Below are 13,411 nucleotides of genomic sequence, written 5' to 3' on the forward strand. Positions count from 1 at the left end.
AGAGAGGTATGAACCTCGAACCGTACCGCAAAGAGATTCAGCTTACCGGCACCGCACCGGTGCGCTTGAGCGTCGTCGATGTCGGGCCGCTCGAAGGCGAGCGACAAGGCACCATTGTCTGCATTCACGGCTGTGCCGGCAATCTCGAACAGTGGGCGCCGCAGATCGCTCATTTGTCGGGGCGCTACCGGATCATCGCACCTGACCTGCGCGGTCACGGTCGTTCTGAGGTGGTGAATTCAGCCTACTCGCTAGAAGAGTTTCTCTGGGATTTGACCCAGTTGCTCACCCGCTTGAACGTCGCAGAGCCATTCATCCTGATGGCGCATTCGTTCGGCGGGCCGATTGCGATGACCTTTGCCGCCAGTCAGCCCCAGCGTGTCAGCCGCTTAATCTTGATCGCTACCGGCCCTGAGATGCATCTCAATCCGCTCCACGAATGGATCGTCAAACTACCAGTTTCGCTCGCGATGCTCGAGCGATTGCGCCCAATCTTGATGCCAAAGACCTACGCGCCGGTGAACGTTATCCAAAAGGTGCTGGCCGGCACCCTCTTTCGCTGGGATGGGCGAGCCGTTCTGCCGCAAGTGCAAACGCCCACGTTGATCATCGCTGGCCAGTGGGATTTTATCGCGCCGGTGGCCCAAGCCCGCGAGAGCCAGCAACTCATGCCCAACGCCCGGCTCGAAATTGTCCGTTATACCCGCCATCTCCCCCACCTTGAGCGACCTGAAGCTGTTAATCGGCTGATCGACCGTTTCCTCGCAGGGCCACGCATCTGGCGTGAACAGCAATGATCGACCGCTAGATATTGACACCGCTGATGATGCCCCTGATAATTCGGCATAGCGACGTTGGAACAGACGTAAGGATCATCTGTATGACCGCCGATCACGTTGCCGCTCGTCCGTGGCTGCGTCACTACGATCCGGGAGTGCCGCATACACTTGCTATCACACCGGCGCCACTGCCCGAACTCCTACGCCACGCTGCCGAGCGATGTGCCGAGACGGCGGCAATTGCGTTTTACGGCCGCAATCTGAGCTATGTCCAGTTGTGGGAGGAGGCAACCCGTTTTGCCCGTGGCCTGCTCGCGATCGGCTTTCAACCCGGCGAGCGGGCCGTGATCTTGCTCCCCAACATCCCGCAAGCAGTGATTGCATACTACGGCGTCTTGCTGGCTGGCGGGATTGTGGTGCTGGCCAATCCGATCTTCGACGCAGAAGGCTTTGCCTATGAAGTCCGCGACTCGGAAGCGACCACCGTCATCGCGCTGAGTATGTTTTACCGGCTGGTTGATCAGGTACGCGCTGAGCTACCCTTTCCCCACCTAATCTACACCAACGTAAAAGAATATCTCCCTTCTGGCCAGCGCATCCTCTTTACGCTGCTCCGCCAAGAGCGCGAAGGCCACCGCGTGCCCGCCGAACAAGCCACTCAAGCCCACTGGTTTCAGCATCTCTTGGCTGCCGGCGCGGACGGCGATCTGCCTGCGTTGCGCGCCGATGATCCAGCAGTCATTCTGTACACCAGCGGCACCACCGGCGCCGCCAAAGGCGTCTTACACCGCCATGCCAGTCTCTACGCCAACACTTGCCAAACGCGGGCATGGTACGCCGATGCCGACGAAGGCAACGAGCGCGTGCTCTGTGCAATCCCCTTCTCGCATGCCTACGGTATGACCGCCTGCATGAATGTCGGTATCGCGCTCGGCGCAACGCTGATCTTGCTGCCAACCTTCGAGACCCGCAATGTCTTGCATTCCATCCGGCGTGAACGGCCGACCTTCTTCCCCGGCGTGCCGCCAATGTATGCGGCGCTGAACGAGGTGCGCGACGTGCGCAAATATGGTTTGTCTTCGCTGAAGAGCTGTTTGAGCGGCGCGGCCCCGTTGCCGATTGAGGTGCAAGAGGGGTTCGAGCGCATGACCCGTAGCCGACTTGTCGAGGGTTATGGGTTGACCGAAGCCGGGCCGGTGACGCACGCTAACCCGTTGCGTGGGACGCGCCGAGCCGGTACGATCGGATTACCGCTACCTAACACCGAAGCGCGCATTGTCGATATGCAGAGCGGGGCCGATTTGCCGCCGGGAGCGATTGGCGAATTACTGGTGCGCGGCCCCCAACTCATGGCGGGTTACTGGCGCAATCCGCAAGCTACGGCTGAAGCGATTACCGCCGATGGCTGGTTACGCACCGGTGATGTCGCTCGTATGCTGCCTGACGGCTATTTTCAGATCATCGAGCGCAAGAAAGAAATGATCATCGCCGGTGACTACAATATCTACCCACGCGACCTCGAAGAAGCGCTCTACGAACACCCGACGGTCATCGATGCTGCTGTCGTTGGTGTACCGCTGCCCGACGGCCGCACCGAAATCCGCGCCTTCGTCGTCACCCGCCCCGGCGAGCGAGTCAGCGAAGCCGAGGTCTTTACCTTCCTGCGCGAACGGCTCAATCTGCCGGTCATGCCGGAAAAGATCGAATTCCGTGAGGCGTTGCCGCGTAGCTTCATCGGCAAGCTACTGCGCTGGCGACTGGTCGAAGAGTTGTTGCAGCGGGAGAGGTAAAATCCCTCACTCCACTCGTACAATATCCACCGACGTGATACACCTCTCTTGACAGCGTGCTTACCTTGCTACCAGTGGCACGAACAGCCGATTGATTGCCGCTGGCCGCCATGCAGCCGCTAGTGCATTGCCATCGGTCGTGATTGGCCCAGTCGCACCACTCGCCACGTCAAGCCACCAGATGTCAGATCGACCATCGAATCGTTCAAGCGTATAGACAAGGTATGTACCATCAGGCGACCAACTCAGATTACCGATAGAGCGGCCGTGATCGGCAAACAGCAGCATGCGCGGCAGAGCCAGATTCTGGCGGTCGTACAGCATAAGCGCGAACGTGCGGTCGCTACTATCTGCCGACGGGCTGGTCGTTACCCGTACCACCGCAAAGCGCCGCCCGTCAGGATGCCAGACCGGCTCACGATCAGCGTGGTGAGCAATCAAATGGGTCGCGCGTGGCGGCTGAACCGTTGTATCAATCTCCCAGATACCATCGGCGCGATTACTGCGACCCGAAGAGAGATCGAAGCCATCAACCAATACGCGACCGTTGCGGTTCGCGGATGGTCGGATCGCGTGCTCAGCAGCAGTTATCGGTGTCATCGAGGGTGGCGCCACAAGCAGGACATCGGAGCGACCGCCTTGGGCTAGGCGTCCATCGCAGAAGACGCCAAAGCCGATCTGTGCCAACACCACGCGACTATTATCGGGCATCCACTGCACCTGAGAAACGCGCACAATCAAAGACGGTTCCTCCGATGGCCCACCGGGTGGTCGGACGAACGGACAACGCGACCCCTTGCGGCTTTGAGTTTGATAGATCTGCTGGACACCACTCCCATCGGCATTCATCACTGTCACCGCTGAAGCACTCAGATTGTTCTGTGGATCGGGATCGGGCACCGGCCACGGCCACGTGTTGTTATCAACCACTGCCAGCCGCTGGCCATTCGGCGACCATGCCGGGCTGGTCACACTGTTGAGCAAGCCACGGTAGATAAGCTGGCGATTCTGACCATCGGTATCCATTCGGTACAGCCAGCGATTACCTTCCTCGATCCGCACTACGGCCAAAGGACGACTACCATCGCCCCGTAACCGTGGTGGCAGTGGCGCAGCGGCAGTGCGCTCGTCGGCAGCGACCACGCGCACATCGTCGATTAGTAGCTCTGCACTATCCGTAACATCGGTGCGTTCTTGGATAACGATAGAGAAGTGCAATGATCGACCGCGCACCCGATCCAACTGATCTCCCTGCAACACTGTCCGATATAATTGCCATCCCGGCGGTTGATCGGTCGCAAAGGTACCCAGTTTCACACCGCCAAGATTCGGGTCGAACTGATAGTACCCACGGGCAAGAAAGACATCAACCGTCGTGCCGGCAGCAGCGCGAAACCAGAACGACACCGTCACCGCCGGTGCATTCCCCGGAATGGTAAGCGATTGGGTCAATATTTGGCGGGGCGTTGTAAGATCAGGCAATTGCGGGCAATCGCTACCGTCGGCGTTAATCCCCATCACTGCCGCATACCGGCCAGCATAGACAGACTCAGTCCCATCCTGCTGAGCATCGACCAATTGAACGTTGCCACATTCCTCCCAACTAGCGCCTAATTGCTCGAAACCGCCATTCTGGATCAAGTTTGGCGCATTGGCCGGTTCAGCCAGTTGCGCAGCAACCGGGGTGATCCCGCTAAACAACCAACCACCAACCACCAACAAAAGCACATACCGCACGAGGCGTGACATACACCTTGCCTGCATCTGCCGAAGTTGACGTCGGAACAACACCATACCCCTCTCGCTTGTCGTGAAGCTGGCGCAGCGCACGGCGTGAATGATGCTACGCTAGCTTGCCCCAATAACCTAAACAAAGGGGAGGAGTCTCGGCAGAATGCAGGGAAGTTATTGAGACATCATCCCTCTATCATTGTACGAGAAAGTGATAGAACGAGCTATTAAACATTCTTTATCACTGGATGAACCATTTGCAAGCGGGTTCCATCCTACCTTACAACTGGAGAAATTCCAGATAGCGAAGCAGGATGCATCTGTAGCGAGAACACAGGCAATGGGCACACAAATGCTGATAATCTCGGTACCTACTGAGAGGTGGCAAGACACCGAACGAAAAACACACTCGCAAGTCGCTGAGCGTACTACAGCCAGACACCTCGCTCATTGGGCTTGCTAGCTACAGCGCAGCACCATTCCTGAGAGTTATCACTAGGACAGAAACGATCTGGTCTTCCACTGCGACGTTTGCTACACTGTAATTGTACATCCCTGATGCCAGCTCCAAGTAAAGTAAGGAAAGCGATATGAACCGTCTCCAGCGCGGTCTGAGCACTGCCAAGCAGTTAATCGAAAGTGGGGAACTCGAACAGTTGCAGATCAAGGCCAGCGACTTCATCTCGCAGCGGGCGGGCAACGAGAGCGGCGCCACCCGGATCGAGCAGATGAGTGTGATGCTCGATGAGGCGGCTGAGCTGCTCAACCGCAATTTGCAGCAGCGAGACAACCGCGGACAGGTTACAAACGTTATTTCACCGGTCGTCATCCCGCGTGACCCACGCTCAGCAGTGTGGGTAGCGGTGACGATTGTTCTGGTGATAGTAGGATTGTTCGGCTGGCTGATCAGCGCCGCAGTCGATGTGGTCTCGTTTGGCTTCACCAATTTGACGCTGGTCTTCTTTGGCCCGCACTACTGGCTGCTGGTGGCTGGCTACGTCGTCTACAGCCTCTGGCGCAACACCTTCATTATGGTACCGGACGGTTGTCAAGCGCTGATCACTCGCTTCGGCAAGCTGGAAGAGATCGCGCCAGCGGGCCGCAAAGTGCTGCTCGATCCTTGGAAGCGAGTCAGCTACATTGTCAACGTCACCCGCGAATACCCGTACAACGCACCGATCCGTGAAGCACCGACCGCCTCGCGGGTCAATGCTTCGGTCGATCTCTTTTTGCAGTTTAAGATCGAAGACCCGGCGGCATTCATTTTCACGCTCGGCGGCGCGAAAGGTTTTCAAGAGAAGCTGCAAAACGCGGTCAGTGAAGTGACGCGAGCGCTGATCTACGAGCAACGCGCCGAAGCGATCTACGATTTAGTTGGCGAGAGTACCCAAAACCTGCTCGACACGCTTAACCAGCAGTTTTTGCCGGCGGTGCGCTTCGTCAACGCCAATATCACCCACGCCGAGCCATCAAGCCAAGAATACCGTATCGACCTCGCTAAGCCGGAGATGATCCGGGTCGCAAAAGAGGCCTACACCTACGAGTACGAACTAGCGTTGCGCAAAGAGCAGGACGAAGGCGATCTCAACCGCGAGCTGACCAGCCTCAACGAGCAGTTGTCGGCAATTCGGGCCGAGATTGCCACCTTTCAGGCCCAAATTGACACTGCGCGTGAAAAAGAAACCTACCGGGCCAGCGCGTATGCCAGCCAATTACTGAGCGAAGCCGAGAGCGCGGCGCGGGCGAACGCAGCTCTGCTTGAAGCCCAAGCGCTTGACATTCGCGCCGTCGGCGCGGCGATGTACCCCGAAATCTTGCAGTACCGTTACCAGCAAGACATTCTCGACCGGCTCGAAGCTGTAGCCGACCACCTGCCGCAAATCGTGCAAGTAGGCGGCGGTGCTGAAGCGGCGATTGACTATCTGGCAATGGCACAGCGGATGCTTGGTATCGTTGACACCGAACTCTACTCGCCAGATGACGTTGCTGCTATCCGTACCCGCATGCACGAGATTCGCCAGCGGATTCAAGCACGCGCCGAGCAGATCAAGCAGGTGGTGGCCGCTGAACGCGAGGCAGCCCAATTGGCCGAGAAAGGAGGGAACCAATGACCGATGCTCGGCGCGAGTTTTCACGCATCCGCGAGGCGGTTGCGACGTGGAGCCGCATCCGGCAACTGCTCCGCTCAGGCGAAGAGGGCCAACTGGTGCCGGTGGTCATTCCGAAAGATCGCCGACGAGCACGCTGGCTGCTGCCATTGGCAGTAAGCTTCTATCTGCTAGGGGTGGCCGTGTTCAGCGGTCGCTTCTTCGGCCTGTTTGCCATCGTGCTCGCCTTCCTCTTCTTCATCGCCGCAGTCGTTTCATTCATCCTCGGCGCGATTGTTGAGATCGAACAAGGTACCACCGGCATCCTCTCGCGCTGGGGTCAGATCGTCGGCATCCTCACACCGGGCCGACATTACCTCTGGTGGCCATGGGAAAAGGTCGAAGCGGTGGTTGACACTAGCACCGAGATTCCGTACACCGCACCGGTCATGGCAGCGCCGACCCGCGAAAATGTGCCACTCAAATCGATCGAATTCTTTCTCAAATTTCGGATCGAAGATCCGATCGCATTTATCCGCCGGCTCGGCGCTAGCAACTTCGATCTGGTGCTGAGCAGCGCAGTGCAAGACGCCATCCGCCAGCGTGCGCGCCGGGTCGAGACCGAACGTGCCTACGACCTGCGCGGTAGCGATGTTGGTGATATGCAAGAGCTGCTCAACCGGCAACTGGCCCGCTACGGAGTACGGATCACCGGCGCCAACATTCCCGATGTACAGTTGCCCGACCAGTACCAGCAGCATCTGGCCACCCGCGAGCGGGTCGCGAAAGAGTTGCAAGCCTACGAGCGCGAGTGGGAGCTGATCAAGAAGCAGCGGATCGACAATCTGCGGCTCGAAATCGAACGGGCCAAGAAAGTGCGTGACGCTAAGCTTGTCGAGGTGCGTGCAGCAATCAACAAAGCCCGGGAAGACGTGGCCCGTATGCTACAAGAGAAAGAGACCGAAGCGCAGCGGGTGCGCTGGGAGATCGAAGCGCGGGGACGGGCAACCCTGCGACAAGCCGAGAACGAGGCGCGCGGGTTAGAATACCTTGGCCGAGCCTATCAAGATAATCGCGCCGTCTTGCAATATGAGCTGGCCCGCCGCCGCCTGCAAGTGGCCGAAACGTTAATGAAACGCGCCCCCCGACCGATTGTGGTGCAAAGCGACGGCGGCGATACCTCAGCGCTGACTACCCTGATTACGGCGCAGTTGTTGCCGAAATTGACCGGCAACGCCGATGGACAGGCGAGTGCTGGTTGACAATCAACCCGCTATAGGTGATAATTGTCAACTGAAAGGGGGCGCACGATTATGATACAGCAACGGTTGCGCCAATTACGCTTGGCACGCGGGATGACTCTCGACGATTTAGCACAAGCGACCGGACGGATCGTTACTCGGCAGGCGATTTCTAAGTACGAACATGGGCAAGCACAGCCATCGCCAACCGTCTTACACCACCTCGCGATGGCGTTGGGCGTGCGCACCACCGATCTCCTGAACAGCCACGAGGCGCAGATTGAGCTTATTGCGCATCGCAAACGCGCGTCGCTCGGCAAACGTCAGCACGAACAGATGGAGGCACTGGCGCAGGAGGCGCTACGTGACCGGCTGTACCTGCAAGAGCTGATCGGCGAGCCGGCCCAGCTTGCACTGCCCCTGTTTGAGTACCCTGTTGCCAGCCTCGACGACGCCGAAACTGCTGCTACCGATCTCCGCGCGCGCTGGGGCCTAGGCAGCGCGCCGATCGCCGACCTCACCGATACGCTGGAGGAACACGGCCTGCACGTCATCGCGCTCGATGCAATCGACGGGTTCGATGGCGTCGCTGCCATCGCCCGCGATGAACACGGCGCTGCCTTAGCCGCGGCGGTGATCGGGCGGCGCAGCCTCGATGGGGCGCGCTGGCGCATGAATCTCGCCCACGAGTTGGCGCATCTGGTCTTGCAGCCACACGATGGGCTTGACGAGGAAAAGGTCGCATTTCGCTTTGCTGCTGCGTTGCTCGCTCCGGCAAACGCACTGCGCAGTCATATCGGTGAACACCGTACTCATCTTTACCTCGAAGAGCTGCTGCTGCTGAAACGGCATTTTGGTATGAGCATCCAAGCCCTGCTCTACCACATGCAGACACTGGGGATTATCAACCAACGGCTCTACCGGTCATGGATGATTAAGCTGAGCGAACGCGGCTGGCGCACCGCCGAACCAGAACCGTTGCCGCCGGAGGAGCCGTTGTGGTTGCGGCGAGCAACGCTGCGGGCATTGGCTGAAGAGCTGATCGATCCCGCCGAGGCGCGCCGTTTGCTTGGTGAAGAAGTACCGGTGCAGGATATACCTGAGCGTAGCGAAGGGCGTTGCCAGCGTCTTCTCCGACAACCGCTAGCAGTACGCCACGCGGTGTTAGCTGAACAGGTGGCGGCTGCCGCCGATCTCTACCCGTTTCCCGCCACCGAAGCCAACGAGGTCGCAACGCGTGAGCACGCCTAGCATTCCCCACCGTGGCGAGATTTGGCAGGCTGATCTCGGCGATGGCACTTTGACACCAGTCATCGTCGTCAGTGCCAACGCCTTTGAACGCCTGCCAATCCGTCTTATAGCACCCTTACAACCGTGGGAAGAGCGGTTTGAACAGACCATCTGGATTCAGCGGATCGAAGGACGATGGCCAACACGGTTGGGTAAGCCGCATGCGGCTGATCTGCTCCGTTTGCGCAGCATCGAGACTCGGCAGATGCGTGAGTTGATAGGTCGGGTACCAGCGACAAAAATGGATGAGATTGCAGCAGCCATTGCGATAGTCGTGGATTATGATCCGACGGTACGATCGTGACGTTGGTCAGGCGTTAGGGTAGGTATGAAACTGCCCTGTCACTAACCCCAACCAATAAATATACCATGCCTACCATATCATCACCCTTCACCATTAACCCCGGCGCATTACTGGCCAGCGCACCGGCGACCGCTACCGCTACCGCGCTGAACGAGGCGCTGGCACCGTATGGCCTCTGCCTGCCGATTGTACCGTTGCGCGCCGAGGTGACTCTGGCCGAGCTGGTGGCGTGCAACAGCGGCGGACGGTACCGGCTGCATAGTGGCCCAATCGGGCGCTATGTGCGCGCGGCGACTATCGAACATTATTTAGAAGTTCTACATATTGGCGGGCAAACGCTCAAACGTGCTACGGGCTACAATCTTCACCGCGCGCTAGCCGGGCATGGCGTACAACTAGGAACCATTCGCGAGCTAACTTTCAATCTGCGGCCACTGCCAGCCACAACCACCCGCTGCCTGATCCAAGGGCCTGCCGCACAGGTGTTAGCACTAGCCACTGAGCTGATGGTCAATGGTCTTGCCCTACACGCGCTCGCTTTCGACGCGAGTGGTCTGCTGTTGGTTGAGCTAGCCGGCTTGCCGGAGGTGATCAAGCGCCAAGCGCAAGCGGTCGCAACGATAGCAGCGCAGTACCACCTCGCTGTAATGGACGACCCACCTACCGGCTGGCAACATTGGGAAGCGCTCGCTCATCAGCATGTTGCCCTGCCGCCCGACCAACGGCTCGATCTCACCCTGCCCCGCCGGGCACTAGCAACGTTCGTCGCAACCTGCCGAGCGGCGACCGCTGCCCCAATCTGGGGTGATGCCGGTGTAGGCAGTCTGCATATCGGGCCACTATCCGACCGAGCGTTGGTAGCGTCGCTTAAAGCGCAGGCCGCCGCGCTAGGCGGGCAACCCTGTTGCGAGTTCGGCCCGCCACCAACCCCGGTCTTCCCTGCTCTTGCTCAACCCAGCCGCGTGACGGCAGGCGACGCCATTACCGAACTGACAACGGTGGTCGGGAGTCGCTACCTCCTCCACCACCCCGACCAACTGGCCGTCTACGGGCAAGACGCTTCCATTGCGCAGCCCGATGGCTTGCCGCTAGCCGTGGCATTGCCGGCGACCACCGCCGAAGTAGCAGCGCTGATGCGGATCGCCGCCGCGCATGGTCTGCCGGTGGTGACACGTGGCGCCGGTAGTGGCTTGGCCGGCGGCGCTGTACCCACTGCCGGCAGTCTGGTGATTGGTCTCAACCGCATGGAGCAGATCACGATTGACCGCGACCAGCAAATCGCCCACGTTGGCGCCGGCGTGGTCACTGCCGACCTGCAACGCGCCACCGAGCGGCTCGGTTTGTTCTACCCGCCCGATCCGAGCAGCCAAACCGCTGCGACTATCGGCGGCAACATTGCCTGCAACGCTGGCGGGCCACGCTGCCTCAAGTACGGCGTCACCGCCGATTATGTGCTGGGCCTAACCGCTGTGCTGGCCGATGGCAGCATCGTGCGTTATGGCGACGGCTTGGCCGGCCAAGGCGAGAGCGACGGGTTGGCGCAATTGTTGGTCGGTTCCGAGGGTACGCTGGCGGTAATCACCGAAGCCACCCTACGCCTGATCCCCTTACCGCGTGCCCGCCGCACAACGATGGCGATATTCGCCGACTTGCACGCCGCCTGCGCCACCGTCGAACAGATCATGGCAGCGGGCATCATTCCGGCCAGCCTCGAACTAATGGACGACACCACCATTGCGGCTGTTGAGGATTATCTGCGCATTGGGTTGCCCCGCGACGCCGGAGCAATGTTGCTGATGCTGACCGATGGTGAACCGGAAGCCGTCGAACGCGAAGCGACGGTATTGGCCGAACTGGCGCGGGCTGGCGGCGCGCAACGGGTTACCGTCGCGCGCACCGCCGGCGACGAAGCCAACCTCTGGCAAGCACGGCGCGTCATCGCACCGGCGCTAGCCCGCATCCGGCCCAACCGACTCGGCGAAGACATTAGCGTTCCCGTCACCCGCATCGCCGAATGCGTCAGCCGGATCAAACAGGTCAGCGCCGCCTACGCTCTGCCGATAGTCGTCTTCGGCCACGCTGGTGATGGCAACTTACACCCCAACATTCTCTTCGACGCCCGCAACCCAACCGACATGGCCCGGCTCTGGCCATGCGCCGAAGCCATTTTCACCGTTGCGCTTGAGGTCGGCGGCACCCTATCAGGCGAACACGGCATCGGTACCCTCAAACGAGCTTTTATGCGGCAAGCGTTGGGCGACACGCAAATCGCCATCCAACGCGCCATCAAAGCCCGCTTCGACCCGGAAGGGCGGCTCAATCCGGGCAAGGTGTTACCGTCGTGACCTCAGCAATCTTCCGCTTAGGCAGGAGCAGGGCAGGTAGGCAGCACTCCCGTGCATGCAAGGGATTGCTTCCCCGCTAGGCTCAGCGCGGTGCGCTGACCCTACACAGCTCGCAACGACAAGCGGGGAGCAGGGGCATTGCCCCCACCCCAGCTCTCACCCTCTGACGGAGGGAGGCGCACGTCCCTCCGCAAGAGCGCTTCACGCCCGTAGTCCTTCAGCGAAAAATATGGTACAAACTACCAACAAATGTCACGATAGTACCGAGAGAACATACATCGTATGCTCATCACCAGTCTCGCCAACCCAACCATCAAAGCATTGCGCGCACTGCGCCAGCGCAAAGCCCGCGACGAACAGGGCCGCTACCTGATCGAAGGTATCCGGCTGGTTGCGGAAGCGATCCAGTGCAAAGCGCCACTCGACATGCTCATCGTCGCCCCCGATCTCCTCACCAGCGCCTTTGCCCGCGAGATCGCAGCAGACTACGCTGCCCACGGCGGGAAAGTGCTCACCGTCAGCGCCAGCGTCTTTGCCAGCCTCGCCGGCAAAGAACACCCGCAGGGCCTCGCTGCCGTCGGGTGCATCAAGTACACCCCACTAGCAGAACTACCGGCAACCGAGACCGGCTGGGTTGCGCTGGTCGAAGTCGCTGACCCCGGCAATCTCGGCACGGTCTTGCGCACCGCCGACGGGGCCAGTTTCAGCGGCGTGATCTTAGTGGGAGCGACCACCGATCCCTTCGATCCGGAAGCAGTGCGCGCTAGTATGGGCGCGCTCTTTAGCCAACCAATTGCGCGCGCGAGCTGGACCGAGCTTGTTGAGTGGAGCCGCGCACGCCAAATTGCATTGGTCGGCAGCTCTGATCGGGGCGCACACGACTACCGCACCGCACTATACCCGCAGCCGCTCGTGCTCGTGCTCGGCAGCGAACGGCAGGGTCTCAGCGCAGACCAACTCGCGGCATGCGATCTGGTGGTACGCATCCCAATGCGCGGACGCAGCGACTCGCTTAATCTAGCGGTCGCGGCGGGAGTGTTGATGTATGAAATCACCCGCCATCGTTAACGCTCAACCGCCATCCGCAATCCCAACGCCGCCAACACTGCGCCGGTAGTATAATTTAGCCGCCGGCGCACCGCCGCCTGTCGCAGCCACCTACTCACCCCCGCCACCACAAACGTCAGGGTCGAAAACCAGATCACACTCAGCGCAAAATGGATCGTCGTCAGTGCCAGCGCGGTTAGCAGCACCGGATCGGCAGGATCGATAAACTGAGGCAAAAACGCCAAATAAAACACCGCCACCTTCGGGTTAAGCACATTGCTCAACACCCCCTCCACGAAGGCATAGCGTTCTTGGCCGGCAGGCAGGTGGAATTCAGAAACAGTGCGTTGCCGCCACGTGGTGATGATCGTCCACCCACCCAACCCCACCAAATAGAGCGCACCGGCCAACTTGACCATGTGGTACAGCTCAGCAGACTTCACCACAATCGCGGCCAACCCCAGCCCTGACAAGGTTGCCTGCACAAACAGACCGCTCCCGATCCCAAACGCGGTAGCCACGCCAGCAAGGCGACCGCGAGCCAGCGCATTGCGCAGCACCAGCATCGTATCAGCGCCGGGAATGAGGGTCAGGATAGCGACGGCAACGGTGTAGGCGAACAAACGATCGGTGAGCATGGTGGTGGCTCCGGGTATTGATCTAGTTGAATTGGAGGAATGATACTCGATTTATTGTTTTTTGCCCTCAAGACCGGACTGCACCCTTGCCGCGCCATGGCAACCTATGGTAGAGTGACTGCGGGAATAGTCACATCATTCCTACGCACATTCCTTATA

10 protein-coding genes are annotated in these 13,411 nt (G+C 59.7%); 8 read left to right on the forward strand and 2 right to left on the reverse strand.

Going from position 1 to position 13,411, the window contains the following annotated elements; translation table 11 throughout:
- Nucleotides 1-8: 8 nt before the first annotated feature.
- Together Q1A00_RS16255 and Q1A00_RS16260 are read left to right on the forward strand one after the other, a co-directional pair.
- On the forward strand, nucleotides 9-797 hold the full coding sequence (locus Q1A00_RS16255) for an alpha/beta fold hydrolase (protein ID WP_299757858.1): 789 nt from the start codon (nucleotides 9-11) through the stop codon (nucleotides 795-797).
- 83 nt (nucleotides 798-880) lie between these two features.
- Nucleotides 881-2,569, forward strand: a complete 1,689-nt coding sequence (locus tag Q1A00_RS16260; protein ID WP_298406237.1) for a long-chain fatty acid--CoA ligase — start codon at nucleotides 881-883, stop codon at nucleotides 2,567-2,569.
- Between the two features lie 60 nt (nucleotides 2,570-2,629).
- Here the strand turns inward: Q1A00_RS16260 and Q1A00_RS16265 are convergent, their stop codons facing one another.
- Nucleotides 2,630-4,318: a hypothetical protein gene (locus tag Q1A00_RS16265; RefSeq protein ID WP_299757831.1), complete on the reverse strand. Its 1,689-nt coding sequence runs from the start codon at nucleotides 4,316-4,318 to the stop codon at nucleotides 2,630-2,632.
- A gap of 572 nt (nucleotides 4,319-4,890) precedes the next feature.
- On the opposite strand from Q1A00_RS16265, the gene Q1A00_RS16270 reads away from it, so the two are divergent.
- From Q1A00_RS16270 to Q1A00_RS16295, 6 genes are all read left to right on the forward strand, one after another.
- Entirely contained in the window at nucleotides 4,891-6,411 is a 1,521-nt protein-coding gene (locus Q1A00_RS16270) for an SPFH domain-containing protein (RefSeq protein WP_298490671.1), read from the forward strand.
- Nucleotides 6,408-7,649 (forward strand): SPFH domain-containing protein, encoded by a 1,242-nt coding sequence (locus tag Q1A00_RS16275; protein WP_298406242.1) that lies wholly within the window; start codon nucleotides 6,408-6,410, stop codon nucleotides 7,647-7,649. Before Q1A00_RS16270 ends, Q1A00_RS16275 begins: the two co-directional genes overlap by 4 nt.
- Nucleotides 7,650-7,700: 51 nt before the next feature.
- On the forward strand, nucleotides 7,701-8,879 hold the full coding sequence (locus Q1A00_RS16280) for a helix-turn-helix transcriptional regulator (protein WP_299757835.1): 1,179 nt from the start codon (nucleotides 7,701-7,703) through the stop codon (nucleotides 8,877-8,879).
- Nucleotides 8,866-9,222: a type II toxin-antitoxin system PemK/MazF family toxin gene (locus Q1A00_RS16285; RefSeq protein ID WP_298406246.1), complete on the forward strand. Its 357-nt coding sequence runs from the start codon at nucleotides 8,866-8,868 to the stop codon at nucleotides 9,220-9,222. The genes Q1A00_RS16280 and Q1A00_RS16285 overlap by 14 nt, the downstream gene beginning before the upstream one ends.
- Before the next feature lie 65 nt (nucleotides 9,223-9,287).
- Nucleotides 9,288-11,567: an FAD-linked oxidase C-terminal domain-containing protein gene (locus tag Q1A00_RS16290; RefSeq protein WP_299757838.1), complete on the forward strand. Its 2,280-nt coding sequence runs from the start codon at nucleotides 9,288-9,290 to the stop codon at nucleotides 11,565-11,567.
- A 282-nt stretch (nucleotides 11,568-11,849) separates the two neighbouring features.
- Nucleotides 11,850-12,635 (forward strand): RNA methyltransferase, encoded by a 786-nt coding sequence (locus tag Q1A00_RS16295; protein WP_298406250.1) that lies wholly within the window; start codon nucleotides 11,850-11,852, stop codon nucleotides 12,633-12,635.
- Here Q1A00_RS16295 and Q1A00_RS16300 read toward each other — a convergent pair.
- A complete protein-coding gene (locus tag Q1A00_RS16300) occupies nucleotides 12,632-13,252 on the reverse strand; it encodes a LysE family translocator (RefSeq protein WP_298406252.1) in 621 nt (206 codons plus the stop codon). The genes Q1A00_RS16295 and Q1A00_RS16300 overlap by 4 nt on opposite strands.
- Between the last annotated feature and the right edge of the window lie 159 nt (nucleotides 13,253-13,411).

This window comes from uncultured Chloroflexus sp., assembly GCF_938091255.1.
Classification (GTDB): domain Bacteria; phylum Chloroflexota; class Chloroflexia; order Chloroflexales; family Chloroflexaceae; genus Chloroflexus.